Raw genomic sequence first — 25,976 nt, 5'->3', positions numbered from 1 at the left:
AGGAGGCGAACCCCAGGCGCTGGACTACGCTTGAGTCACCGCCGAGAAAAGCAGGGAGCCCGGTATGAACATTCGTCAAAACATGCTCGCCACCGGGGTTGTCAGCCTCCTGGCCATTGCCCTGGTGGCCGGGCTGGGTTTATGGGGCCAGTCACGCCTGGCGCGGGCACTGGTGGACAACGAACTCAACGCCAGCGCCCTGCGCAACCACCTGGAGGCCGACATGATGCACGACGCCCTGCGGGCCGATGTGCTGGAGGCCCTGAGCAGCCAGCCCGGCGATGCCGCCGCTGGCGAAGAGGTCCGCAATAGCCTGCGCGAACACGGCGACTGGTTCCGCAAGGCCCTGGCGGAAAACGCCAAGTTGCCCCTGGCACCGGAAATCCGCAACGCCATCACCGAGCTGCAGCCGGTGCTGGAAAACTACATTCATGCCGCCGAGAACATCGCCGGGCAGGCCCTCAAGGACCCACAGGCCGCGCGCCTGCAAATGCCGGAGTTCTCCCAGCGCTTCAGCGAAGTGGAGAGCCGCAACGCCGCCCTCAGCAGCCAGATCGAAGCCAGCACCGCCCAAACCCGCGAACTCAGTGAAAGTGCGGTCCGCCAGGCCGCCTGGTGGCTGATCGGCGGCAGCCTGCTGGCCGCCCTGGCACTGGCCCTGTTGACCCGGCAGCTGCTCACCCGGGTGCTCAAACCCCTGGAAAAATCCGTGGCCACCGCCCGGGCCATTGCCCAGGGCAACCTGACCACGCCTATCAGCGTCGACAGGCATGACGAGGCCGGCCAACTGCAACGGGCCCTTGGAGAAATGCAAGACAACCTGCGGCAGATGATCACCACCATCCGCCATGAAAGCGAAGAGTTGCGCGGCCGCTCCCACAGCCTCAGCGACACGTCGCTGAGCATTGCCGACGGCGCCAGCGAACAGGCCGACGGCGCCACCAACATGGCCGCCGCCATGGAGCAGATGATCAGCAATATCGCCCAGGTGGCCGAACACGCGCGCAATGCCCAGGGCATTGCCGCCCAGTCCGAATCCCTGGCCGGTAGCGGCGGCCAGGTAATCCTCGGGGTCGTGGACGGCATGAGCCATATTGCCGAGGCGGTGAACCAGTCTTCCCGCAGCATCACCGCCCTGGGCCAGTCCTCGGAAGAGATCCACTCGATCATCCAGGTGATCAACGGCATCGCCGAGCAGACCAACCTGCTGGCCCTGAACGCCGCCATCGAAGCCGCCCGGGCCGGGGAAGCCGGCCGGGGGTTCGCCGTGGTGGCTGACGAAGTGCGCAATCTGGCAGCCCGCACCGCACAGTCCACCCGGGAAATCACCGGCATGATCGAGCGCATCCGGGAAACCACCGAACAAGCCGTGAACAGCATGCAAACCGGGGTCAGCCGGGTCAACGACGGGGTCCAGATGGCCCAGCAGGCGGGCACCTCGATCAATGAGATCCGCCAGGGCGCCCAGCGCTCGGCGGTGATGGTGGAGGAGATTTCCCTCACCATCGGCGAGCAGTCCAAGGCCAGTAGCGAAGTTGCGCAACGGGTGGAGATGATCAGCCTGGTAGCCCGGCGCAACAGCCAGGCCATGCGTGAGCTGACCCAGACCGTGGAGCAGATGGAAAACTCCGTGGCCACCTTGCAGACCTCGGTCACCCGCTTCCAACTGTGAGGCCACGGGCACGCCGGTGATGTGTGTCCTGATGATGCAAGGGCCACGGTATCTCTGCGCGCGACCGGGCGCCGCCGTACACTCGCCCCCTGTGCCCCTTGATCACATCTGAGCAGGAGAATGTTATGCAGATCGGAAGCGTGTTGTTACTTTTCGTCGGCCTCGCCGTGGCCATCGTCTTCATGGGTTTCAAGGTCGTGCCCCAAGGCTACCAATGGACCGTGGAACGCTTCGGCCGCTACACCAACACCCTGAAGCCGGGGTTGAACATCATCATTCCGGTGATGGATCGCATCGGGCGCAAGATCAACGTGATGGAAAGCGTGCTGGATATCCCACCCCAGGAAGTCATCACCGCCGATAACGCCACGGTGCAGATCGACGCCGTGTGTTTCTTCCAGGTGGTCAACACCGCCCAGGCCGCCTATGAGGTCAACAACCTCGAGCACGCCATCCGCAACCTGCTGCAAACCAATATCCGTACGGTACTCGGCTCCATGGAACTGGACGCCATGCTCAGCCAACGTGACGGCATCAACGAGAAACTCCTGCGAACCGTCGATGAGGCCACCGCCCCCTGGGGGATCAAGATCACCCGGATCGAAATCAAGGACATCAGCCCACCCGCCGACCTGATGGCGGCCATGTCCGGGCAGATGAAGGCCGAGCGGGTCAAGCGTGCGCAGATCCTCGAAGCCGAAGGCCTGCGGGCCGCCGCCATCCTTACCGCAGAAGGCAAGAAGCAGGCACAGATTCTTGAAGCCGAGGGCGAACGCCAGGCGGCATTCCTCGAATCCGAAGCCCGGGAGCGTCAGGCCGAAGCCGAGGCCCGGGCGACCCAAGTGGTGTCCGAGGCGATTGCTACCGGCAACGTCCAGGCGATCAACTACTTCGTCGCGCAGAAATACATCGATGCCCTGGGCAAACTGGCGTCGGCCAACAACAGCAAGGTGATCCTGATGCCGCTGGAGGCCAGCCAGGTCATCGGCGCCGTGGGCGGCATCGGCGAGATCGTCAAGGCCACGTTCGACAGCAAGAAGGTCTGAGGCAGGCTTCATGTTGGCATTTGTGCAAGCTCTATCGTTCTGGGACTGGCTGGCCCTTGGCACCATCCTGCTGATCTTCGAAGTATTCGGGGCCGGCGGCTACCTGCTGTGGATCGGCCTCGCAGCCGCCACAGTCGGGGTCCTGACCTTTCTCATTCCCGGCCTCTCATGGGAGGTGCAGTTCCTCCTGTTCGGCCTGCTGTCGGTGCTCACCGCACTGTATTGGTGGCGCCGCCAGCGCAGCGTGGTACGCCCCAGCGATCAGCCGAACCTCAACCTGCGGGGCCAGGAGCTGATCGGCAAGACCTTTGTGGTGCACCAGGCGATTGTCGACGGCCGCGGGCGGATCAAGGTGGCCGACGGCGTGTGGATCGCCAAGGGGGCCGACGCCCCCGTGGGCGCCCGGGTGCGGGTGGTGGGCCAGGAAGGCGCAATCCTGTTGGTCGAAAACCTTGACTGATGAGTCACGGAACTCCGCGGGGTTATCTAGAATCAAACGATGCAGATACCCCCTTTCGGAGTCACCCATCATGCGTCTGAAAATTGCTGTCGCCACCCTTGCCCTGCTGTCTCTTCCCGTTGGTTCGGCAATGGCCGACACCTTCTGGCGTAACGTCATTTCCTCCGGGGCCACCACCGGCTCCACCTACCTGACCTTCAAGGACCACAAGTTGATCGTCGCCGCCCAGGATGACGCCGGCAGCTTCGTTGCCAGCGATGGCAGCATTCGCGGCCCGTACCTGGAAGCCGCCATGCAGAAAGTCCGCGCCGACAACCCCGGCCTCAAGGCCACCGACATGGAACTGGCCAACGCCATCCTGGCGAAGAACGCTGTCGCTCAGGAGTAACCGTCGCCCAAGGGATGGCCGACAGCAAACGCCGACCCCAGGGTCGGCGTTTTTGTGTGCCCGATCAGCCGGCTAGACCCCAGGTGTGCGGGACACTGCAGCCAGGCCGGCCAGGGCATAACTCATCATGTGCTCGATCAACGCCGGTGGATCCAGCTCCAGGCCGGGCAACACGTTGCGCGCCAGCGGCTGATGGGCGATCAGCAGGAACAGGCAGGGCGCAAAAACGCTGACGGCGCTGCGCAGGGTAACCGGGTCCTCAGGCGATAGATCCATGATCTGGCCGAGGATGGTGCGCACGATCTTCGCCTTGGGAAACGCCTGCTCCTCCAGGATCGCCGGCAGCACCGCGGAGGGTGACAACAGTTCGCGGGTCAGGACTTTCAGCGCCCAGCCCTCACGCTGGTTGCCCAGCCCCTCGATGAGCACGGTGATGATCGCCCGCAGCTTGTCCTCGGGGCTGCCCTGGCTTTCACTCAGGCTGATCATGGTCTCGATCCGAACCAGGCGGTCGTGGGCCTCGCGCAGCACCGCCCGATACAGGCCGTCCTTGTTCTCGAAGTGGTAGTTGACCGAGGCGTTGTTGGCCCTGGAGTTCTCGCAGATCTGCTTGCTGGTGGTGTTGGCGTACCCCAGCTCAGCAAAAAGCTGGCCGGCCGTTTCCAGGATCTGTTGGCGGGTAGCCTGGCCATCCTGACGCGGCGTACGGGCCGCAGTTGGCTGCGGGGAAGCGGAAACGGCCATAGGCGCTCTCACTAAGTTAAATTCAAATTTGACTTTTGTTTATGGACTGCTTAGCTACAAAGCGCCAGTTTCTCGTTCAATTCCGTTAAGGGTTGCAGCGAAATGGCGGCTATCTGTCAATTCACGCCAAAGGATATCAGCATGGAAGCGCGCAACATGACTCCCTTCACCTACTTCTCACTGCCCATGCAGAAGCTGTTCCTACGCAATCAGGCGGCGGTCAGGAACAAGCCCTACGCCAAGTATTTCCGGTCGGAAATGCGCGTGCCGCTGTCCGCCGTCCGCAAGATTCAGCAAGGCCCCATGGCCCTGGAAGACACCCTGACCCCGAGCATCGAGGACATCAATCGCCTGCTCGAACCGGACTTTGTCAGCGAGGAATCCGGTTACGCCCTGCTACCGGGCCCGATGGCCTACGTGCAAAGCCGCAAGTTCTTCCCCGGCTCCACCGCGCAGATGTTCAAGTGGTGGTTCATCTGGCACCCCGCGGAATCGGAGCGCTACACCCTGTGGTTCCCCTATGCCCATGTCAGCAACCCATGCGTGCACCACCAACGCCTGTGCGATGAGTCCCTGAGTTTTGAGGAACGGCTGTATGGCAACACCTTCTGCGCGTCGGAATATGTCGGCGATCGCCTGATGCACCTGCATATCGACTTCCAGCAGCCGGCCAGCCTGGGCCTGAACACCGATCTGTATCGCGAAGCGAAGATCGACGGCAGTGTCAGCGCCCTGATGAGCCTGGCGGATCATCCTGAGGTGCCGGTGTCGTTGATGGTGCATCTGTTCAAGGAAGTACCGGACGGCATGTACCTGACCAGCCGTTACTGGGTCGGGGCGCACCCGTCGATGGCCCGCTTTCCTGGGGCAGAAAAGGCTGCATCGCTGCTGAAGGAAAATGGCTTTGGCGAGGCCGAACTGGAGACCCTGGCCTACGAGTTCGCGGTGCACGACATGTGCGAGTTCAATCATCTGGCCAGCTTCCTGCCGGACCTGTATCGAGAGTTCGGCACCCCCGCGGCCTGAAACAACAGCCATTAAGCCCGAGAAACTCCAGGGCTTAATGGCTCGAAAGGATCAACGTTGCGTACCAGGACAAACACCGTTGATCAGCAGAGAAGTGAACTCCTCGATGTCCTGTTCCACCGTCAGTTGCTCAGTCAACAGCCGATACCAGCAAAAGCCGAAGATCATATCCAGCAGTAATTCACGGTTGGTGTCCTTGGGCAGCTCGCCGTTGCTGATGGCATTTTCCACCAGTTTTTTCGGCATTTCCCTTCTGCGCTCCATGAACTGATCCTTGAGCTGGGTCAAGGTTGCGGGATCCAGTTGCGCTTCGGCGATCACACAGCGAAAGGCCTCGCCACAAATAGTCTCCCTCCAGACTTTCCAGAGATTTCGCAGCAAAAAGTCGAGATCTGCCTTGAACGAGCCGAGATCAGGAAACTTTCTGACTTGTTCGCTCTCGTTTTCATAAACCTCGGCGATCAACGCCGCCTTGTTCGTCCACCAGCGATAGATAGTTGGCTTGCTGGCCCCCGCCCGACGGGCGACGGACTCGATACTGAGCCCGGAATAGCCGCATTCCTTAAGGATTTCGATGGTGGAAGTGAGAATGGCTTTATGAGTATGGGGACTTCGCAAAGAGCCGATGGAGCTGCGAGAGGGGGTACGAGCCACAATAAAAAATCTCCAGGCAGGGCGCTTGACAAACGCAACGCAGGGTATAGGATTCCCTCGAATCGAAATGAAACGGTCCGTTTCGTTTCATTCTTGAAAGAATCATGAATTTCTTACACCGATCTATCTAGTTTTTAAAATATCGCGTAAGGGTTGAGCAGCTCAGGCCTTGTAACTTGGAGTTCCTCGAATTCGAGGCTTCGGCCCTTTTCCCTTAAGAGATTAGATCGTCTGAAATTATTACTAAACGAAACGTTCCGTATCATAGCACAGTGAGGTGAATAAAAACAGCTTTCGAGTGGGTTTTCCCCTATTTGGAGTCTGCTGTTAAACCGCTCTGGCCTGCAGGTTTCATCAGGTGTGGCCAGGAGAAAGGCAGCAAAACTGTTTTCCGTATGTTTCAAGGGTGCTTCTGAGCAGGCACGACCCAGTTTTCTGAAAAGAATGGAATCAAGAGGAAAATGAACGTGAAAAAGATAGGTATTGTCAGCTATGGCGCGGGTATTCCGGTATGCCGCCTGAAAGTCCAGGAAGTGATCAACGTCTGGAAAAACACCGACCTCAAGCTGGTGGAGGAAAACCTCGGCGTCACGGAAAGAGCCGTGCTGCAACCGGATGAAGATGTCATCACCCTCGGGGTGCTGGCGGCGCAACGGGCCCTGGATAAAGTCCCCGGTCACCAGATCGAAGCCCTGTACCTGGGCACCTGCACCAACCCCTATGACTCACGGGCCTCGGCTTCGATCATCCTGGAAATGCTCGGCAGCGGCTACGACGCCTATTGCGCCGACGTGCAGTTCGCCGGCAAGTCCGGAACTTCTGCCCTGCAGATCTGCCAGGCGCTGGTGGCTTCCGGCATGACGGGCAGCGCCCTGGCCATCGGCGCCGACACCATCAACCGCAACACCGCGCCGGGCGACCTGACCGAATCCTATGCCGGGGCCGGAGCCGCTGCGCTGCTGATCGGCAGCCAGGATGTCATCGCCGAATTCGACGCCAGCTTCTCCTGCGCCGCGGATGTCGCCGACAACATCCGCCCCCAGGGTGATCGCTACATTCGTTCGGGCATGGGCCTGGGCTCGGACAAGAACAGCATCGGCCTGGAAGACCAGACCCGCCGCGCCGCCGAAGGCCTGATGGCCAAGCTGCACACCAGCCCCGCCGACTATGACTATGTGGTGTTCCAGCAAAACCTGGTGTCCACGCCCTACTCCCTGGCCAAGCACCTGGGCTTCAACCCCAAGCAGGTGGAACCGGGCATCTATGCCGGCAACGTTGGCGATGCCGGATCGGCCAGCCCGCTGCTCGGCCTGATCAACGTACTGGACCAGGCACGCCCGGGGCAGAAAATTCTTCTGGTGTCCTACGGTTTCGGCGCCGGCAGCGACGCCATCGCCCTGACCGTCACCGACGCCATCGAGCAGTACCAGAAGCACAACAAGCCTCTGCGCGAACTGCTGGAATCCAAGATCTACGTCGACTACGGCACGTCCATCAAGTACGAGTTCAAGTACCTGCGGGCTGACTACGCCCTGACCGCCTATCTCTGATTACGCCTGTCTACGCAAGGAGCATGCACATGTGCGCACGTCGTGTTGCAATCGTTTCGGCCGCCTATACGCCGAAACCCGGAAGTTCACGAGTTCGGCAGACGTTCAAGGAAATGATCGTCGAGTCCGCCTACAAGGCACTCAAGGACGCCAAGATGCACCCCCGGGAAATCCAGGCCGTGGCCTATGGATATCACGGTGAAGGCATTTCCGAATATGGCGGCCTGGGCCCGACCATTTCCGACGCCCTGGGCATCAGCCCGGCGCCGACCTTCATGAGCACCGCCAACTGCACCAGCAGCTCGGTGTCGTTCCAGATGGGCCACCAGATGGTGGCGTCCGGGGAGTACGACATCGTCCTGTGCGGCGGCTTCGAGAAGATGACCGATCACTTCAACTACGCCGAATACATCGGCTCCAGCACTGAATGTGAATACGATTATTTCCTCGGCATTTCCCACACCGATGCCTTCGCCCTGGCCACCGCCGAATACTTCCAGAAGTTCGGCTATGCCGGTCGCGAGGCCGACGTACTGGCCACCTTCGGCCGGCAGATGCGCATCTACGCACAGAACACCCCCACCGCCACTCGTTATGGCCAGCCGATTCCTTCCCTGGAAGCGTTGAAGAACAGCGAAGCCTGCGGCTCGATGCTGGCCTGGGGCGAAGCCAGTGGCTGCGCGATCCTGGTGGCCGAACACCTGGCCCACAAGTACACCGATAAACCGGTGTTCGTACGCGGTTGCGCCTATACCGGGGTCTCACACTATTTCGGTACGCGCTTTCACAACCCGACCCTGCATCATCCGGGCCTGCCCAAGGATGTGGGCATGGCGGTTTCGGCCAACTCCATCGCCTGTGCGGAAATCGCCTACAAGAAAGCCGGGATCACCGCCAAGGACATCGACGTGGCCCAGGTCTACGACCTGCTCGGCGCCGGGCTGATCCAGATGGAGTCCATGGGCATCTGTGGCAAGGGCCAGGCCGGCGACTTCGTGCTCGAAGGCGGCATCGCCCTGGATGGCCAGCTGCCGCTCAATACCGACGGCGGCAACATCGGCCGCGGCCATGCCTCCGGCTGCGACGGCATCCTGCACATCACCGAGCTGTTCCGGCAGCTGAGGGGTGAATCCGACAACCAGGTCAAGGGCGCGCGCATCGGCGTGTCGCAGAACCTTGGCGGTTACGCGGCGCACAACTCAGTGATTGTCCTCTCGAACGACTAAGGAGCCCGGACCATGTCCATGTACCCAGAACAGATCCACAGAATGACCACCGCCAGCATGCTTCGCGAATGGCGCGAGCATGGCGGCAAGTACCGCCTCGAAGGCAGCCAGTGCGAAGAATGCAACGAAATCTTCTTCCCCCGGCGCACCGTCTGCGGCGCTTGCAACTCCCTGAGTGTGAAGCCGTATCGCTGCGCGCGCAGTGGCAAGATCGAGGTCATGGCCCCGGCCGAGAACCCGATCCTGGCCGCCATGGGCTATGGCGAAACCGTGCCGCGCATCATGGCCATGGTGCGCCTGGACGACGGCCTGGTGATCGCTTCGGAAATCGTCGATGTGTGCGATCAGCAACAGCTGAAAGTCGGTGCGCCGGTGCGCATGGTGATCCGCAAGCATGTGCGCGAAAGCAACCTGGCCTGGCAATACGCTTATAAGTTCGTACTCGATATATAAGTTGTTATTCAAGGTGCCTTTATATAAGGCACCCTGAAGTTAGCCATTAAAATAAAATCCAACTTAAAAGTTACATCAACGGCAACTTCACGCCCCGAAGTTGCCTTAAGGCCCTGATTTCCTTTAGGGCCTACAGATTCCTGTGCCTATAAACGGGGACTATCCCCACCCCTTAACTTGTTGGCTTACTTAAAGCCAAGGACCCATCATGTCTACACTTTGCCTTCCACACGTCATGTTTCCGCAACACAAGATCACCCAGCAACAGATGGTCGATCACCTGGAAAACCTGCACGCCGACCATCCACGCATGGCCCTGGCCAAGCGCATGATCGCCAACACCGAAGTCAACGAGCGCCACCTGGTGTTGCCGATCGACGAACTGGCAGTGCACACCGGTTTCACCCACCGCAGCATCGTCTACGAGCGTGAAGCCCGGCAGATGTCGTCGGCCGCGGCGCGCCAGGCCATCGAGAATGCCGGGCTGCAGATCAGCGACATTCGCATGGTGATCGTCACTTCCTGCACCGGCTTCATGATGCCGTCGCTGACCGCACACCTGATCAACGACCTGGCCCTGCCAACCTCCACCGTGCAGTTGCCGATCGCCCAGCTGGGCTGCGTGGCCGGTGCCGCGGCCATCAACCGCGCCAACGACTTCGCCCGGCTCGATGCCCGCAACCACGTACTGATCGTGTCCCTGGAGTTCTCCTCGCTGTGCTATCAGCCGGACGACACCAAGCTGCACGCCTTCATCTCCGCGGCGCTGTTCGGCGATGCGGTATCCGCCTGCGTGCTGCGCGCCGATGACCAGGCCGGCGGCTTCAAGATCAAGAAGACCGAGTCGTACTTCCTGCCCAAGAGCGAGCACTACATCAAGTACGACGTGAAGGACACCGGCTTTCACTTCACCCTCGACAAGGCGGTGATGAACTCCATCAAGGACGTGGCACCGGTCATGGAACGGCTGAACTACGAGAGCTTCGAACAGAACTGTGCGCACAACGACTTCTTCATCTTCCACACCGGTGGTCGCAAGATCCTCGACGAGCTGGTGATGCACCTGGACCTGGCATCCAACCGGGTCTCGCAATCGCGCAGCAGCCTGTCGGAAGCAGGCAACATTGCCAGCGTGGTGGTGTTCGACGTACTCAAGCGGCAGTTCGATTCCAACCTCAATCGCGGCGACATCGGCCTGCTGGCGGCCTTCGGCCCGGGGTTCACCGCGGAAATGGCGGTGGGCGAGTGGACCGCCTGATGTGACTGCCTGTGCCTGTCCCACCTGACGTTGCCGGGCTGCAGGGCAACGTCGGGTGGCCTCCCACGGCGCTTGCGCCGGGTTCATGGTTTCACAAGGAAGCTGAGCGATGAACACTGGAATGCCAACCACGGCTGCCAACAGCCGTTACGAAAGATCCATGGTGCTGTTGCTGTCACTGAGTTTCGGGCTGGTGGGGCTGGATCGCTTCATCATCCTGCCGCTGTTTCCGGTGATCATGCACGACCTGCAACTGGACTATCAGGACCTGGGCTACCTGTCCGCCGCGCTGGCCTTCACCTGGGGGCTGTCCGCCCTGGGCATGGGCAGCGTGATCGAGCGCCTGGGCACCCGCCGCGTGCTGGTGACCTCGATTGCCGTGCTTTCGCTGCTGTCCGGTTTTTCCGCGCTGGCCACCGGCGTGCTGGGGCTGGTGATTCTGCGCGGGCTGATGGGCATCTGCGAGGGTGCCTTCACCCCCACCAGCATCATTGTCACCAATGAAGTCTCGCGCCCCGACCGGCGCGGGCTGAACCTGGGTATCCAGCAGGCGCTGTTCCCGATTCTCGGCCTCTGCCTGGGGCCGCTGATCGCCGCTTATCTCCTGCAAATCACTGGCTCGTGGCGTGCGGTGTTCGCCATCATTTCCCTGCCGGGCCTGCTGCTGGCCGGCTACCTGTGGAAAATCTACCGACCGCTGCCGGCGCCCCAGGCCGACCGCACCGCAGGCACCTGGCTGGCGGCTTTCAAGAGCGGCAACGTGAGCCTGAACATCCTGATCATGTTCTGCATACTCACCTGCCAGTTCGTCCTCTGCGCCATGCTGCCCAGCTACCTGACCGACCATATGCACCTGGAAACCCTGTCCATGGCCTTCGTCATCTCGGCCATCGGCGTGGGCGGCTTCATCGGCCAATTGATCATCCCCGGCATGTCCGACCGTCTCGGGCGCAAGCCGGTGGTGTCGGTGTGCTTCATGACCAGCAGCACCCTGGTGGGCCTGCTGATCGTCAGCCCGCCCCTTCCCTGGCTGCTGTTCCTGCTGCTGTTCCTGCTGTCGTTCTTCAACTTCAGCCTGATCTGCATGACGGTCGGCCCGCTGACCAGCGAATCGGTCACCCCGGCCCTGCTGCCGACGGCGACCGGAATCGTGGTGGGGTTCGGCGAGATCCTGGGTGGCGGGTTGTCACCGGCCGTGGCCGGGTTCGCCGCCAGCCATTTCGGCCTGCCATCGATCCTGTACGTGGCCCTGAGCGGCAGCCTGGCCGGCTTGCTGCTGTCATTCCTGCTCAAGGAACAGGCCCTCGAACCGCGCCGTTCGCGCGTGCGCGAAGCGCTGCCCATCCTCCCCGCCCCCTTGCCCCTGAAGGACTAGAGAATCATGGACGATTACCTGCTGTTGCTGGATGTCTGCCACAAGGACCAGCGCGCCATCGGGCTGTTCGACTTTCACAATGGCCGCAGCGTGCGGGCCTATTCCGAACACGGCGGGCTGTACGAGACCCTGCTGTTCTGCAGCCGTCGCCATCTGGGCTGGAGCGAACACCTGCGCAGCCTCGCGCCCCACCCGCAACTGCCCGCGGACGGTCCCCAGCAAGGCCCGTTGCGCCCACCGCTCAAGCCTCGGGACAACCTGCTGGTGCAGGTCAGCGAAGTCACCCTGAACACTCCGCACACCCGCCAGGGCTGGTTCTACAAGGGCAATGGCAGCCTGCTGAAGACCGACGGCGAGCCGCTGATGATTCCGTACCACGCCCAGAGCATTTCCAGCCAGCCCGGGGTGGTGTGCGTGTACCTGGTGGACCCCTTCGGTCAGTTGCGCTTTGTCGGCTTCAGCCTCGGCCACGACATTCACGACCCGTTGCTGAGCCATCAGGACGCCAGTTCCTGCGCGCAATCGCGTTTGCGCCAGTGCGCCATCGCCCCGGCGCTGATCCTCGGCGAACTGCAGAACAGCCTGTCACTCAATGTCCGGGTCGAACGCCAGGGCACGCCGTTGCCGCAGCGCAGCTATCGCCTCGACCAGCAGAACTGGTGGGCTATTCGCAAATACTCCCAGGCCTTCCTCGAACAGCACGAACAGTTCCTGCAACCGGGCATGGTCCACTATGTGTTCCACAGCGCCAGCCGGCGCGAGAGCGACCTGCAGTTGCAGCACGGTGACTGGCTGGACCTGGACTGCCCGGAGCTGGAACTGGGCCTGAGCAACCAGGTGATCGAGGAAGAGTTGCTGCACCTCTATCCCCTGGAAACCCAACCTGCCCGTGCCAGTAGCCATGGCAGCCAGCCGGCGCGGACGCGCCACCACTACTGAGGCCCGTTCAGCGGTAGTCCGCCAGCGGCACGCAGGCGCAGAACAGGTTGCGGTCGCCATAGACGTTGTCCACCCGGTTCACCGCCGGCCAGTACTTGTGGGCCCGGGTATGGGCGGTGGGCAGCACCGCCTGTTCGATACTGTAGGAGCGCTCCCAGACTCCGGTGATATCCGCCAGGGTATGGGGAGCGCCCTTGAGCGGGTTGTCCTCGGCCGGCCAGTTGCCCTCCTGCACCTGGGCGATCTCGGCGCGGATGCTCAGCATGGCTTCGATAAAACGGTCGAGCTCGGCCTTGGATTCGCTTTCCGTGGGCTCCACCATCAGGGTGCCCGGCACCGGGAAGGACATGGTCGGGGCATGGAAGCCGTAGTCCATCAAGCGCTTGGCCACGTCTTCCTCGCTGATCCCGGTCTGGGCCTTGAGCGGGCGCAGATCGAGGATGCATTCGTGGGCCACCCGGCCGTTGCGGCCGCTGTAGAGCACCGGGAAGGCACCGCTCAATTGCTCGGCCAGATAGTTGGCCGCAAGGATCGCCACCTCGCTGGCATCCGCCAGCTGCGGCCCCATCAGGGCGATGTACATCCAGCTGATGGGCAGGATGCTCGCACTGCCCCAGGGCGCTGCGCTGACGGCGCCGTTCTCCGGTAACGGCCCGTCGATGGGCACCACCGGGTGGTTGGCGACAAACGGCGCCAGGTGCGCGCGCACGCCAATCGGCCCCATGCCCGGGCCACCGCCGCCATGGGGAATGCAGAAGGTCTTGTGCAGGTTCATGTGCGAGACATCGGCGCCAATGTCCGCCGGCCGGGCCAGGCCTACCTGGGCGTTGAGGTTGGCGCCGTCCATGTACACCTGGCCGCCGTGGCTGTGGATAACTTCGCAGATCTGGCTGATGCCCTCTTCGTACACGCCGTGGGTCGAAGGGTAGGTAGCCATCAGGCACGACAGGCGCTCGCCGGCCGCCTGGGCCTTGGCCTTCAAGTCTTCCAGGTCGACGTTGCCGGCCTCGTCGCACTCGACGATCACCACCTGCATCCCGGCCATCTGCGCCGAGGCCGGGTTGGTGCCGTGGGCCGACGCCGGGATCAGGCAGACATGCCGGCCGCCTTGCCGGCGGCTCTCGTGGTAGCGACGAATCGCCAGCAGCCCGGCGTACTCGCCCTGGGCCCCGGAGTTGGGCTGCATGCAGATGGCGTCGAAACCAGTGATGGCGCACAGCCAACGCTCCAGCTCCGCGATCAGCAGGCCATAGCCGGCAGCCTGCTCCCGGGGTGCGAAGGGATGCAGGTTGGCGAACTCCGGCCAGGTGATGGGGATCATCTCGCTGCTGGCATTGAGCTTCATGGTGCAGGAGCCCAGGGGAATCATCGACTGGTTGAGCGCCAGGTCCTTGTTCTCCAGCTGCTTGAGGTAGCGCAACATTTCGGTTTCGCTGTGATGGGCACTGAACACCGGGTGGGTCAGGTAGCGCGTGCGTCGCAGCAGCGGGTCGGGAATCCCCGACTCCAGCGCCTCGGCGTCCAGGCGGCTGACATCCAGCCCGTGGTCGGCACCCAGGAACACGTCGAACAAACGGGCCACGGTGCTTTCGTCACAGGTTTCATCCAGGCTCAGCCCCAGCCGGCCACGGCCGAGAATCCGCAGGTTGATCTGCTGCGCCCTGGCGCTTTCGATGATCGCCGTCTGGCTGCCGCCGACCTCCAGGGTCAGGGTGTCGAAGAAGTGCCGATTGACCCTGGCAATGCCGTGGCGCTCCAGGCCGACCGCGAGGATGCAAGTCAGCCGGTGTACCCGCTGGGCAATGCGCTTGAGCCCGGCCGGGCCGTGATAGACGGCGTAGAAACCCGCGATATTGGCCAGCAGCACCTGGGCGGTGCAGATGTTCGAGTTGGCCTTCTCGCGGCGAATATGCTGCTCGCGAGTCTGCAAGGCCATGCGCAGGGCCACCTGGCCGCGGGCATCCTTGGACACACCGATGATGCGCCCGGGCATCGCGCGCTTGTACTCGTCGCGGCAGGCGAAAAACGCCGCATGGGGGCCGCCGTAGCCCATGGGCACGCCGAAGCGCTGGGACGAACCGAGCACCACGTCGGCCCCCAGTTCGCCCGGCGGGGTCAGCAACAACAGGCTGAGCAGGTCGGCCGCGACACAGGCCAGGGCCTGCTGGGCGTGCAACTGGTCGATCAGCGGCCGCAGGTCGCGGATCTCGCCATGGGTGTCCGGGTACTGCAGCAACGCGCCGAACACCTGGTGCCCGGACAATTCGTCGACCCCGCCGACCACCAGCTCGAAACCGAAGCCTTCGGCCCGGGTGCGGACCACGGAAATGGTTTGCGGGTGGCAGTGTTCATCGACAAAGAACAGGTTGCTCGAAGACTTGCTCACGCGCTTGGCCAGGGCCATGGCTTCGGCGGCGGCGGTGGCTTCATCCAGCAACGAGGCGTTGGCCAGGTCCAGGCCGGTGAGGTCGATGGTCATCTGCTGGAAATTCAACAAGGCTTCGAGCCGGCCCTGGGCGATTTCCGGCTGGTAGGGGGTATAGGCGGTGTACCAGCCGGGGTTCTCCAGCACGTTGCGCAGGATCACCGTCGGCGTCAGGGTGGCGTGGTAACCCATGCCGATCAGGCTGGTCCAGACCTGGTTCTGCCCGGCATAACCCTTGAGCCTGGCCAGGGCGGCCGCTTCGTCCAGGGCCGGCGGCAGGTCCAGTGCGCGGTTGAAGCGGATTCCCGGCGGCACCGTCTGCTCGATCAGTTCGGCCCGGCTGCCCAGCCCGAGGCTGGCGAGCATCGCTTGCTGCTCCTCGGCGTCGGGCCCCAGGTGCCGGTTGAGAAAAGCGTTGGGCTCGCGTAACTGGCTCAAAGATAGCAACTGGGACATGACCGGCTCTCTCCGATAAACGGCGCTCAGCGTCGCTGCAACAGGGTGCCAAGCAGCATAGCAGTCGATTTCCCGCGTCGATGCTCTGGCGTCCCGGGGCAATCGGTACCATCATGCTCGACGTCAACGCGCCAGCCCCGGCGCATCGCAACCTGTGCCCCTATCGTCCGCTTATCGGGTGTCCCATCGTCATGAGCCAACTGCCTTTCCTGCCGTTCTCCAAACCCACCATCGATGAACCCACCATCGCCGCTGTCGGCGAAGTCCTGCGTTCGGGCTGGATCACCAGCGGCCCCAAGGTCCAGGCCTTCGAAGCCCAGCTCTCGGAGTTTTTCGGCGGGCGCACGGTACGCACCTTCAACTCCGGCACCTGCACCATGGAGATTGCCTTGCGCATTGCCGGCATCGGTGCCGGTGATGAAGTCATCACCACGCCGATTTCCTGGGTGGCCACCGCCAACGTCATCCTCGAAGTCGGGGCCACGCCGGTGTTCGCCGATATCGACCCGGTCACCCGCAATATCGACCTGGCCCAGGTCGAAGCCGCCATCACCCCACGCACCAAGGCCATCATCCCGGTGTACCTGGCCGGGCTGCCGGTGGACATGAGCCGCCTCTACGCCCTGGCCAACAAGCACGGCCTGCGGGTAGTGGAAGATGCCGCCCAGGCCCTGGGCTCCAGCTGGAACGGCCAGCGCATCGGTGCCGGTGGCGACTTCGTGTCCTTCAGCTTCCAGGCCAACAAGAACGTCACTTCGTCCGAGGGCGGCTGCCTGGTGCTCAACACGCCAGAGGAGGTGCGCCTGGCCGAGAAGTACCGCCTGCAAGGCGTGACCCGCAACGGCTTCGACGGCCTGGATGTGGATGTGCTTGGCGGCAAGTTCAACATGACCGACGTGGCGGCCGCCATCGGCCTGGGGCAGTTCGCCCATATCGAGGCGATCACCACCCATCGCCGTGAGCTGGCCCGGCACTACTTCGAATGCTTTGGCAGCGACTTCGAGGCCCGCTATGGCGCCCAGCTACCGCCGGCGGACTTCACCAACAGCAACTGGCACCTGTTCCAGCTGGTACTGCCAGAGCGCAAGGATGGCAAGCCGGCCCGCGCCACCTTCATGGAGCAGATGCAGGAACGCGGGATTGGCATCGGCTATCACTACCCGCCGATTCATTTGCTGAGCCTGTACCGCGAGCGCGGCTTCAAGGAGGGGATGTTCCCGGTGGCGGAGCGGGTCGGTCGGCTGATCGTCTCGTTGCCGATGTTCACCGCCATGAGCAAGGCCGACGTGGAACGCGCGGTGGCGGCGGTGAAAGAGGTGTTGCAGGCTTAAGAGCCTTCGCCAGCATGCCCGCCCTGCGCAAACGGGGCGGACGCGCCGGCGAGAACGGCTTACTCGCCGATGGCGGCCTTGTAGCCGGCGGCGTCCAGCAGCTTGTCCAGATCGCCCGGGTTGCTTGGCTTGAGCTTGAAGATCCAGGCACCGTACGGGTCGCTGTTGAGCAGCTCGGGGCTGGCGCTCAGCTCTTCGTTGACCGCAATCACTTCACCGGCCACCGGCGCATAGATGTCGGAAGCGGCTTTCACCGACTCCACCACACCGGCCTGGTCCCCTGCGCCAAACACGTTGCCGACTTCAGTCAGCTCGACGAAAACCACATCGCCCAGGGCTTCCTGAGCGTGGTCGCTAATACCTACGGTCACGCTGCCGTCGGCTTCCAGGCGGGCCCATTCGTGACTGTCGGCAAAACGCAGGTGGGCAGGGATATCGCTCATGTTCTGTGTCCTCAAGAAGAAGTGTCAGCGGCGCAATGCCTGCTGGAAATAGTTAGATCAGGGTTTTGCCGTGGCGCACGAAGGTGGGTTTGACCACCCGGACCGGGTACCACTTGCCGCGGATTTCCACTTCGGCACGGTCGGCGGTGGCCATCGGCACCCGCGCCAGTGCGATCGACTTGCTCAGCGTAGGGGAGAAACTACCACTGGTGATCTCACCTTCGCCAACATCGGCGATACGAACCACCTGATGAGCGCGTAAAACCCCGCGTTCTTCGAGCACCAGGCCCACCAGTTTCTGCTTCACCCCGGCCGCCCGTTCGGCTTCCAGGGCACTGCGACCGATGAACTGGCGTGACGCCGGTTCCCAGGCAATGCTCCAGGCCATGTTCGCCGCCAGGGGCGAGACATCCTGATGGATGTCCTGGCCATAGAGGTTCATGCCGGCCTCCAGGCGCAGGGTGTCCCGGGCGCCCAGACCGATGGGCGAGATCCCCGCCCCCACCAGGTCGTTGAAGAAGGCCGGGGCCTGGTCGGCAGGGAGGACGATCTCCAGACCGTCCTCGCCGGTGTAGCCGGTCCGGGCAATGAACCAGTCGCCGTCAAAGCCGGCTTCGAATGGCTTGAGCTGCTGGATCAGGGTGCCGCGGGACTGGGTCACCAGCTCGGCAATCTTGTGCCGCGCCTGAGGGCCCTGGATCGCCAGCATCGCCAGCTCCGGGCGCTCGTGCAGCTGCACCTGGAAATCCCCCAGCTGCGCCTGCATCCAGGCCAGGTCCTGATCACGGGTGGCGGCATTGAGCGCCAGGCGATAAGCGTCTTCGAGGCGATAGACGATCATGTCGTCAACGATGCCGCCCAGTTCATTGAGCATGGTGCTGTACAGAGCCTGGCCGGGGTTGTGCAGGCGTTCGACATCATTGGCCAGCAACCGCTGGAGCCAGGCCTTGGCCTGGGTACCGCTGACATCGATCACGGTCATGTGGGATACATCGAACACACCGCAATCACGTCGCACCTGATGGTGCTCCTCGACCTGCGAGCCGTAATGCAAGGGCATATCCCAACCGCCAAAATCGACCATTTTCGCGCCGAGGGCGAGATGCAGGTCATACAGAGGCGTACGCTGTCCCATGGGTTTCTCCTTCCGGGCGTGGCGAGGGTGCGGACTGGCGCTGTTGGTGTGAAAGCCTTGAAATAGATGGCTTTCAGCCGATTTCAGCGTCCCGGCCAAACAACAGGCCGCACCGAATGCCGCGCATTGTAGCTGCAAGGTGCAAGGCTGGCACCTAACCGATTCGATGGGCCGAGCGGCGGATCAGGCCAATCACCGGCAGCAGGCCCACCAGCACCAGGGTCAGTGCCGGCAGCGAGGCCCGGGCCCACTCCCCTTCACTGGTCATCTCGAAGATCCGCACCGCCAGCGTGTCCCAGCCAAACGGGCGCATCAGCAAGGTGGCGGGCATTTCCTTGAGCACATCGACGAACACCAGCAAGGCGGCGCTCAAGGTCCCGGGCAGCAACAACGGCAGATACACTTTGAAAAACAGTCGCGGGCCAGCGACCCCCAGGCTGCGCGCCGCTTCGGGGAGCGACGGGCGGATCCGCTCCAGGCTGTTTTCCAGCGGCCCGTAGGCCACGGCGATAAAACGCACCAGATAGGCCAGCAGCAAGGCGGACAGGCTGCCCAGCAGCAGCGGCTTGCCGGCCCCGCCCAACCAGCCGGACAGCGGGATCACCAGCTCGCGATCCAGGTAACTGAAGGCCAGCATGATCGATACCGCCAGTACCGAGCCGGGCAAGGCGTAGCCCAGGTTGGCCAGGCTGACCCCGGCGCGGATGCCCCGGGTCGGCGCCAGGCGTCGGGCAAAGGCCAGGAGCAGAGCCACACTGACAGTGATCAGCGCCGCCATGCCGCCCAGGTACAGGGTGTGGATGATCAAGCCGGCATACCGCTCATCCAGGTCGAAGCGCCCGCGCTGCCAGAACCACGCCAGCAACTGCAGCAGCGGAATCACGAAGGCACAGGCGAATACCAGCAGGCACCAGCCCGTGGCCGCCAACGCCTTGAGCCCGCGCAAGTGGTACAGCGCCTTGCCCCGGGGCCGTTCGTTACCGGTACGGCTGGCGCCACGGGCGCGGCGCTCGCCGTACAGCACCAGCATCACCGCCAGCAGCAGCAGGCTGGCCAGCTGGGCGGCGCTGGAAAGGCTGAAGAAGCCGTACCAGGTCTTGTAGATAGCGGTGGTGAAGGTATCGAAGTTGAACACCGACACCGCACCGAAATCCGCCAGGGTTTCCATCAGCGCCAGGGCCACCCCGGCGCCGATGGCCGGCCGCGCCATGGGCAGCGCCACCCGCCAGAACGCCTGCCAGGGCGATTGCCCGAGGACCCGCGCTGCCTCCATCAACCCCTTGCCCTGGGCCAGGAAGGCGTTGCGCGCCAGCAGGTAGACATAGGGATAGAACACCAGCACCAGCACCAGGATCACCCCACCGGTGGAACGTACCCGCGGCAGTCGCAGGTCGCTGCCGAACCATTCCCGCAGCAGGCTTTGCACCGGCCCGGAAAAATCCAGCAGGCCGACAAAGACGAAAGCCAGCACATAGGCCGGGATCGCAAAGGGCAGCATCAAGGCCCAGTCCAGCCAGCGCCGTCCGGGAAACTCGCAGAGACTGGTGAGCCAGGCCAGGCTCACGCCCAGCAGCGTGACGCCAACGCCCACCCCAAGCACCAGGGTCAGGGTATTGCCCAACAGCCGCGGCATTTGCGTGTCCCACAGGTGGGACCAGATCTGCTGGTCGACGGCCTGCCAGGACAATAGCAGCACGCTCAGCGGCAAAAGGACCAGGGCCGCTACGGCAAAGACCAGGGGATACCAGCGACGTTGAGCGGGATGGGCCACAAAAAACTCTCGGGCAGGTGGAACAGACAAAAATACTTGCGCAAAACGCGTGGGGCGGGAGAGCCGCACCCGCTGGGCGCCATGGCCGCCCCAACGGCTGCAACCACGTTACGCCAGTTGAATCACGTATTCAGGGCTTGCCACCGCTGCGCGGTGGAACGGGAGCCAGCTCCCTCGCCACTAAAGCCCAGCCGCTAAAGAAAACGCCCCGCAAAAGCGGGGCGCAGTATAACGGCAGGCTCAGTTCCAGCCAGCGCGGTCCATCAGGCGAATGGCTTCGGCCTGGCGCTTGCCGGCGATTTCAACCGGCAGGGTGTCGGCTACGAACTTGCCCCAGCTGGCCACTTCCGCAGAAGGCGCTACCGCCGGGTTGGCCGGGAACTCCTGGTTGACGTCGGCAAAGATCTTCTGCGCCTCAGGCGTGGTCATCCATTCCACCAGGGCCTTGGCCGCTTCCGGGTGCGGTGCGTGTTTGGTCAGGCCGATGCCCGACAGGTTGACGTGCACCCCGCGATCGCCCTGGTTCGGCCAGAACAGCTTCACCGCCAGGTTCGGTTTCTGCTTGTGCAGGCGGCCGTAGTAGTAGGTGTTGACGATGCCGACGTCGCATTGCCCGGCGTTGATCGCCTCGAGCACCGCGATGTCGTCGGAGAACACATCGGTAGACAGGTTGTTGACCCAGCCCTTGATGATCTCTTCGGTCTTCTCGGCACCGTGGGTCTCGATCAGCGTGGCGGTCAGCGACTGGTTGTAGACCTTCTTCGCCGTGCGCAGGCACAGGCGGCCTTCCCACTGCTTGTCCGCCAGGGCTTCATAGGTGGTCAGTTCTGAAGGTTTGACCCGGTCGGTGGAGTAGGCCAGGGTCCGCGCCCGCAGGCTCAGGCCGGTCCAGGCGTGGTTGGAGGAGCGGTATTGCAGGGGAATGTTGCTGTCGATGACCTTGGAGGTGAACGGCTGCAGGATGCCCATCTGCTCGGCCTGCCAGAGGTTGCCGGCATCCACGGTGAGCAGCAGGTCGGCGGTGGCGTTCTCGCCCTCGGCCTTGATCCGCTGCATCAGCGGCGCTTCCTTGTCGGTGATGAACTTGATCTTCACCCCGGTCTTCTGGGTGTAGGCATCGAACACCGGCTTGATCAGCTCATCGATACGCGAGGAGTAGACCACGACTTCATCGGCGGCGTAGGCGGTGCCACCGATGAGTGTGAGGGCCAGGGCGGTCAGTAGACGCTTCGGTGCCAACATGGGAGCGGTCTCTCGATTTCAAAGTGAGGCGAAATGATAAGGACTCCCATTTGCCATCTCAACCGAACCCGGCGCTGAGGAGTTACCAGATGTTGCGTAGGCTTGTCCTCGCGACGCTTGGCCAGCAAGCCGGCGCCTAGGCTCTGGCCAGTTCCGGCAAGTCGCCGCTCAGGCCCAGGGCCTGGCGCACGAACAGGGCCTTGGCCTCGGGCATCTGGTCGATCACCTTGAGGCCGGTGTTGCGCAGCCAGCGCATGGGCAGCGGGTCGGCCTGGAACAGCCGCTCGAAGCCCTCCATGGCCGCCATCAGCGCCAGGTTGTGGGGCATGCGCCGGCGCTCGAAGCGGCTCAGCACCTTGACCTCGGCCAGGCGCTCACCGCGGCTGGCCGCTTGCAGCAGCACTTCGGCCAGCACGGCGGCATCGAGGAAACCCAGGTTGACCCCCTGCCCCGCCAACGGGTGGATGGTGTGGGCCGCGTCGCCGATCAGCGCCAGGCCTTCGGCCACGTAGCGCTTGGCATGGCGTTGGCGCAACGGCACGCAGAGCCGCGGGTCGGCGCTGATCACCGAACCCAGGCGGCCTTCGAAGGCGCGCTCCAGTTCGGCGCAGAAGCTCTCGTCGTCCAGCGCCATCAGGCGCTCGGCCTCACTCGGGGTGGTCGACCAGACGATCGAACACCAATCATGCTGCCCGTCCCGTACCAGGGGCAGGAAGGCCAGCGGGCCGGTATCGGTGAAGCGCTGCCAGGCGGTCAATTGGTGAGGCTGGCTGCTGCGCACGCTGGTGACGATGGCGTGATGCAGGTAATCCCACTCGCGCGTGGTACAACCGGTGAGCCGGCGCACGGCCGAGTTGGCGCCATCGGCAGCGATCACCAGCGGCGCACGCAATTGCCGGCCATCCGCCAGGGTCAGCAGCCAGTCGTCGCCGGAGCGGCGCATCTGCTCCAGACGGGCATTGGCCAGCAGGCCGATATCGCATTCATGCAGGCGTTCGAGCAAGGCGTCCTGAACCACCCGGTTCTCGACGATATGACCCAGCACCTCGGCATGCACGCTGGACGCCGAGAAGTGGATCTGCCCGGTGCCGCTGCCGTCCCAGACCTGCATGTCGCAGTAGGGGCTGCTACGGCGCCGGGCAATGCCGTCCCAGGCGCCCAGGCGCTCCAGGATGCGCTGGCTGGCCGCCGACAAGGCACTGACCCGAGGCTCGAACGGCGCCTGGTCATCGAAGGGTTTGACACTCAGGGAACCGCCATCGAGCAGCAGCACTTCCAGGCCGCTGCCCTGCAACGCCAACGCCAAGGCACTGCCGACCATTCCGGCTCCGACAATCAGCACATCTGCGCGCATTTCCATGCTTTAGGCCTGTCTCACTGGCGGCTTGAGCCGCACATAAAGGGTTTTATCGACCCGCGCCACCAGGGTGCCGGAGCCGTCATGAATCTCTACCTGCCACTGCGGCAGGTACTTCTCGCCCGTTGCGGTCTGCTGGCGAACATCGTCGAGCAGCGCCTGGTCGATACTGAGCCGGGCAAACACCGGCCCTCTGCCCGGGGCGATGAAATCGATGGTCGCGGCCTTGTCCCAGACGATGTAGTCGGGGCCCAGGTTCTCCATCAGCATCAGCATGAAGAACGGGTCCACCATGGAATACAGGCTGCCGCCGAACTGGGTGCCGACATAGTTGCGGTTGTACCAGCCCAGGCCCATGCAGACCTGGACGTCACGGAAATCCGCACTGATGTGCCGAACCCGCACGCCAGCCCCGAGGTAGGGCGGGTACAGGTTCAACACCCAGCGCAACAGGCGGGCCTTGCCGAACCGCCGGGTCAGCCAGTCACGCATCCGGGCGAGTGCCCAGGCCCATGGCCTGGCGAGCGAACCAGCGTTTGGCCGGTGGCAGCAGGTCCAGGCCGAGCAAGCCCAGGTTGCGCCCCACGGACAGCAGCGGCAGTTTGCTGCCGAACAGCCGGGTAACCTGATCGGAGAAGCCCACGGTCAGGTTCTGGTCCAGGCGCTGACGTTCGCGGTAGGCCTGCAGCACGGCAAAATCCCCCGGCAGCGCTTCGCTGGCCAACAAGGCGTCCGCCAGGGCCTGGGCATCGCGCAGTGACAGGTTGAAGCCCTGGCCGGCGATCGGATGCAGGCTGTGGGCCGCATTGCCCAGCACCACCAGGTGCGGGCGCACCTGTTCCTCGGCTTCCACCAGGGACAGCGGGTAGAGATGGCGGGCGCCGACTTGTTTCAGGGTTCCCAGGCGGTAACCGAACACGCCCTGCAATTCACTGAGGAAGCTGCGCTCGTCCAGGTCGGCCAGACGCTGTGCATCCATGCCCTGGCGGGTCCAGATCAGTGCACAGCGATTATCCGGCAGCGGCAGCAAGGCCATTGGGCCATCGTCGGTGAAGCGCTCGAAGGCCATGCCGTTGTGGGCTTCGCTGGGGGTGATGTTGGCAATCAGCGCACTCTGGTTATAGGGGCGGTTCTTGACCCCGATGCCCAGTTGTTCGCGCAGGCCGGAGCGGCCGCCGTCGGCCAGCACAGCGAGATCGCATTCCAGGGTGGTTTCGTCGTTCAGGGTCAGGCGATAGCCGCCTGCCAGGGGCTCCAGACGGGTGACTTCGGCCGGGCAGCGCCAGCTGATCACGTCCTTGTCCAGCCCTTGCCACAGGCATTGGCCGAGCCAGGCGTTTTCCACCACATAGCCCAGGGCCGGCACCCCTTCTTCCATGGCCGACAGGCGCGCGGTGGAGAACCGCCCACGGTCGGACACGTGAATCTGCTTGATCGGCTCGGCCCGCCGGGAGATCGCCTGCCACAGCCCCAGGCGCTGGTAGATCTGCCGGGCGCCAAAGGACAGGGCCGAGGAGCGGGCGTCGTAGCTGGGCTGGAAACTGTCGCCCGGGGCGAAGGGCTCGATCAGCACGATCTTCCAGCCCCGGGCCTTGGCCCCGGCCTGCAGCGCCAGGGCCAGGCTCGCGCCTACCAGACCGCCACCGATGATGGCCAGATTGACCCGGCTCATGACGCCTGGGTCCGCGCAGCGGCCATCAAGGCCTCGATCTCGGCCACGCTCTTGGGCACGCCACCCGTCAGAATTTCACAGCCCTGCTTGGTCACTACCACGTCGTCCTCGATGCGCACGCCGATGCCGCGCCACTTCTTCGCTACCTGCTGGTTGTCCGGGGATATGTAGATGCCCGGCTCCACGGTCAGCGCCATGCCGACCTCCAACACCCGCCACTCGCCGCCGACCCGGTACTCGCCGACGTCGTGTACATCCATGCCCAGCCAGTGTCCGGCACGGTGCATGTAGAACGTCTTGTAGGCCTCGCTGGCAATCAGCTGGTCCACATCGCCTTCCAGCAGGCCCAGTTGCACCAGGCCGGCGGTGATCACCTGGACCGTCGCCTCATGAGCCTGGTTCCAGTGCTTGTTCGGGGCGATCTGGGCAAACGCCGCTTCCTGGGAAGCCAGCACCAGTTCGTAGATCGCCTTCTGCTCCGGCGAAAACTTGCCGTTGACCGGCCAGGTGCGGGTGATATCGCTGGCATAGCAGTCGATCTCGCAACCGGCGTCGATCAGCACCAGGTCACCGTCCTTGAGCACGGCGTCATTCTGTTGGTAATGCAGGATGCAGCTGTTGCGGCCCGCCGCGACGATCGAGCCATAGGCCGGCATCTTCGCCCCGCCCTTGCGGAATTCGTAATCCAGCTCGGCTTCCAGGCTGAACTCATGCAACCCGGGACGACTGGCCTGCATTGCGCGGATATGGGCCTGGGCGGAGATCCGTGCGGCCTCGCGCATCACCTTCACTTCTGCCGCCGATTTATACAGGCGCATGTCGTGCAGCAGATGATCCAGGGCAACGAATTCGTTCGGCGGCTGGGCGCCGAGGTGCGCTTTAGAGCGGATCACGTTGATCCAGTCCATCAGGTGACGATCGAATTCGGGGTTGCTGCCCATGGCCGAGTAAACCCGGTCGCGGCCTTCGATCAGGCCCGGCAGGATGTCGTCGATATCGGTGATGGGAAATGCGTCATCGGCACCGTAGTCGCGAATCGCGCCCTCCTGGCCGGCCCGCAATCCGTCCCAGAGTTCGCGCTCCGGGTTGCGCTCGCGACAGAACAGCACGTACTCGCCGTGCTCCCGGCCGGGGATCAGCACAATCACCGCCTGGGGCTCGGGAAACCCGCTGAGGTACTGGAAATCGCTGTCCTGGCGGTAGACGTGCTCCACATCGCGATTGCGAATGGCCACGGCCGCCGCCGGCAGGATCGCGATGCTGTTGGGCTCCATCTGCGCCATGAGCGCCTTGCGGCGACGGCTGTATTCCGCTTTCGGGATATGAATCATGGGCGGACGCAGTTCCCTGTCA

Annotated in this window: 23 protein-coding genes and 1 pseudogene; 13 read left to right on the top strand and 11 right to left on the bottom strand. The window is 63.4% G+C overall.

Annotation, left to right across the window (positions count from 1 at the left end):
• Positions 1 to 64: 64 nt before the first annotated feature.
• The 5 genes and pseudogenes from ACUXVH_RS02095 to ACUXVH_RS02075 all read left to right on the top strand — a co-directional run.
• Positions 65 to 817, top strand: a pseudogene (locus tag ACUXVH_RS02095) (HAMP domain-containing protein); the annotation flags it as partial.
• Positions 809 to 1,672, top strand: coding sequence for a methyl-accepting chemotaxis protein (locus ACUXVH_RS02090; RefSeq protein WP_370505726.1), 864 nt, complete (start codon positions 809 to 811; stop codon positions 1,670 to 1,672). The pseudogene ACUXVH_RS02095 and the gene ACUXVH_RS02090, both read left to right, overlap by 9 nt.
• Positions 1,673 to 1,797: 125 nt before the next feature.
• Entirely contained in the window at positions 1,798 to 2,718 is a 921-nt protein-coding gene (locus tag ACUXVH_RS02085) for an SPFH domain-containing protein (protein ID WP_011064121.1), read from the top strand.
• A 10-nt stretch (positions 2,719 to 2,728) separates the two neighbouring features.
• Positions 2,729 to 3,178 carry an NfeD family protein gene (locus ACUXVH_RS02080; protein ID WP_065365057.1) on the top strand — a complete coding sequence of 150 codons (450 nt, stop codon included), beginning with the start codon at positions 2,729 to 2,731 and terminating at the stop codon, positions 3,176 to 3,178.
• A 70-nt stretch (positions 3,179 to 3,248) separates the two neighbouring features.
• Positions 3,249 to 3,566 carry a DUF2388 domain-containing protein gene (locus tag ACUXVH_RS02075; protein WP_011064123.1) on the top strand — a complete coding sequence of 106 codons (318 nt, stop codon included), beginning with the start codon at positions 3,249 to 3,251 and terminating at the stop codon, positions 3,564 to 3,566.
• 72 nt (positions 3,567 to 3,638) lie between these two features.
• Here the strand turns inward: ACUXVH_RS02075 and ACUXVH_RS02070 are convergent, their stop codons facing one another.
• The gene (locus ACUXVH_RS02070; protein ID WP_011064124.1) at positions 3,639 to 4,310 is read right to left on the bottom strand and encodes a TetR/AcrR family transcriptional regulator; all 672 of its coding nucleotides are present in this window, start codon (positions 4,308 to 4,310) and stop codon (positions 3,639 to 3,641) included.
• Between the two features lie 141 nt (positions 4,311 to 4,451).
• Between ACUXVH_RS02070 and phlG the strand changes: the two genes are divergently transcribed.
• The gene (gene phlG, locus ACUXVH_RS02065) at positions 4,452 to 5,336 is read left to right on the top strand and encodes a 2,4-diacetylphloroglucinol hydrolase (RefSeq protein ID WP_065365056.1); all 885 of its coding nucleotides are present in this window, start codon (positions 4,452 to 4,454) and stop codon (positions 5,334 to 5,336) included.
• A gap of 51 nt (positions 5,337 to 5,387) precedes the next feature.
• On the opposite strand, the gene ACUXVH_RS02060 is transcribed toward phlG, so the two are convergent.
• On the bottom strand, positions 5,388 to 5,990 hold the full coding sequence (locus ACUXVH_RS02060) for a TetR/AcrR family transcriptional regulator (RefSeq protein WP_011064126.1): 603 nt from the start codon (positions 5,988 to 5,990) through the stop codon (positions 5,388 to 5,390).
• A gap of 461 nt (positions 5,991 to 6,451) precedes the next feature.
• On the opposite strand from ACUXVH_RS02060, the gene ACUXVH_RS02055 reads away from it, so the two are divergent.
• The 6 genes from ACUXVH_RS02055 (at position 6,452) to ACUXVH_RS02030 (ending at position 12,791) form a co-directional block, all read left to right on the top strand.
• A complete protein-coding gene (locus tag ACUXVH_RS02055) occupies positions 6,452 to 7,540 on the top strand; it encodes a hydroxymethylglutaryl-CoA synthase (protein ID WP_015637422.1) in 1,089 nt (362 codons plus the stop codon).
• Between the two features lie 29 nt (positions 7,541 to 7,569).
• Positions 7,570 to 8,766 carry a thiolase family protein gene (locus tag ACUXVH_RS02050; protein ID WP_047338090.1) on the top strand — a complete coding sequence of 399 codons (1,197 nt, stop codon included), beginning with the start codon at positions 7,570 to 7,572 and terminating at the stop codon, positions 8,764 to 8,766.
• 12 nt (positions 8,767 to 8,778) lie between these two features.
• Complete coding sequence (locus ACUXVH_RS02045; protein WP_011064129.1) at positions 8,779 to 9,219, top strand: Zn-ribbon domain-containing OB-fold protein; 441 nt, start codon at positions 8,779 to 8,781, stop codon at positions 9,217 to 9,219.
• A 208-nt stretch (positions 9,220 to 9,427) separates the two neighbouring features.
• A complete protein-coding gene (locus tag ACUXVH_RS02040; RefSeq protein ID WP_011064130.1) occupies positions 9,428 to 10,477 on the top strand; it encodes a type III polyketide synthase in 1,050 nt (349 codons plus the stop codon).
• A 109-nt stretch (positions 10,478 to 10,586) separates the two neighbouring features.
• Complete coding sequence (locus ACUXVH_RS02035) at positions 10,587 to 11,852, top strand: MFS transporter (RefSeq protein WP_011064131.1); 1,266 nt, start codon at positions 10,587 to 10,589, stop codon at positions 11,850 to 11,852.
• 6 nt (positions 11,853 to 11,858) lie between these two features.
• Positions 11,859 to 12,791, top strand: coding sequence for a PhlI (locus tag ACUXVH_RS02030; RefSeq protein ID WP_015637424.1), 933 nt, complete (start codon positions 11,859 to 11,861; stop codon positions 12,789 to 12,791).
• 7 nt (positions 12,792 to 12,798) lie between these two features.
• Here the strand turns inward: ACUXVH_RS02030 and gcvP are convergent, their stop codons facing one another.
• Complete coding sequence (gene gcvP / locus ACUXVH_RS02025; RefSeq protein WP_401401689.1) at positions 12,799 to 15,672, bottom strand: aminomethyl-transferring glycine dehydrogenase; 2,874 nt, start codon at positions 15,670 to 15,672, stop codon at positions 12,799 to 12,801.
• Between the two features lie 191 nt (positions 15,673 to 15,863).
• On the opposite strand from gcvP, the gene ACUXVH_RS02020 reads away from it, so the two are divergent.
• Positions 15,864 to 17,003, top strand: a complete 1,140-nt coding sequence (locus tag ACUXVH_RS02020; protein ID WP_041752678.1) for a DegT/DnrJ/EryC1/StrS family aminotransferase — start codon at positions 15,864 to 15,866, stop codon at positions 17,001 to 17,003.
• A 59-nt stretch (positions 17,004 to 17,062) separates the two neighbouring features.
• Here ACUXVH_RS02020 and gcvH read toward each other — a convergent pair whose 3' ends face one another.
• The 8 genes from gcvH to pepP form a co-directional block, all read right to left on the bottom strand.
• Positions 17,063 to 17,446 (bottom strand): glycine cleavage system protein GcvH, encoded by a 384-nt coding sequence (gene gcvH, locus ACUXVH_RS02015; protein WP_011064135.1) that lies wholly within the window; start codon positions 17,444 to 17,446, stop codon positions 17,063 to 17,065.
• Positions 17,447 to 17,498: 52 nt separating this feature from the next.
• Positions 17,499 to 18,581 (bottom strand): glycine cleavage system aminomethyltransferase GcvT, encoded by a 1,083-nt coding sequence (gene gcvT / locus ACUXVH_RS02010; RefSeq protein ID WP_065365054.1) that lies wholly within the window; start codon positions 18,579 to 18,581, stop codon positions 17,499 to 17,501.
• 154 nt (positions 18,582 to 18,735) lie between these two features.
• Positions 18,736 to 20,352, bottom strand: a complete 1,617-nt coding sequence (locus ACUXVH_RS02005) for an ABC transporter permease (protein WP_065365053.1) — start codon at positions 20,350 to 20,352, stop codon at positions 18,736 to 18,738.
• A 240-nt stretch (positions 20,353 to 20,592) separates the two neighbouring features.
• The gene (locus tag ACUXVH_RS02000; RefSeq protein ID WP_011064138.1) at positions 20,593 to 21,594 is read right to left on the bottom strand and encodes an extracellular solute-binding protein; all 1,002 of its coding nucleotides are present in this window, start codon (positions 21,592 to 21,594) and stop codon (positions 20,593 to 20,595) included.
• Between the two features lie 136 nt (positions 21,595 to 21,730).
• The gene (locus ACUXVH_RS01995) at positions 21,731 to 22,948 is read right to left on the bottom strand and encodes a 2-octaprenyl-3-methyl-6-methoxy-1,4-benzoquinol hydroxylase (RefSeq protein WP_019095409.1); all 1,218 of its coding nucleotides are present in this window, start codon (positions 22,946 to 22,948) and stop codon (positions 21,731 to 21,733) included.
• 9 nt (positions 22,949 to 22,957) lie between these two features.
• A complete protein-coding gene (locus ACUXVH_RS01990; protein ID WP_011064140.1) occupies positions 22,958 to 23,443 on the bottom strand; it encodes a DUF4442 domain-containing protein in 486 nt (161 codons plus the stop codon).
• Positions 23,436 to 24,623, bottom strand: a complete 1,188-nt coding sequence (ubiH, locus tag ACUXVH_RS01985) for a 2-octaprenyl-6-methoxyphenyl hydroxylase (RefSeq protein WP_011064141.1) — start codon at positions 24,621 to 24,623, stop codon at positions 23,436 to 23,438. The genes ACUXVH_RS01990 and ubiH overlap by 8 nt, the downstream gene beginning before the upstream one ends.
• Positions 24,620 to 25,954 (bottom strand): Xaa-Pro aminopeptidase, encoded by a 1,335-nt coding sequence (gene pepP, locus ACUXVH_RS01980; protein ID WP_015637430.1) that lies wholly within the window; start codon positions 25,952 to 25,954, stop codon positions 24,620 to 24,622. The genes ubiH and pepP overlap by 4 nt, the downstream gene beginning before the upstream one ends.
• Positions 25,955 to 25,976 lie beyond the last annotated feature (22 nt).

It is taken from the genome of Pseudomonas sp. 8(2025) (genome assembly GCF_052665325.1).
This window is presented reverse-complemented; position numbering and strand designations above follow the sequence as displayed.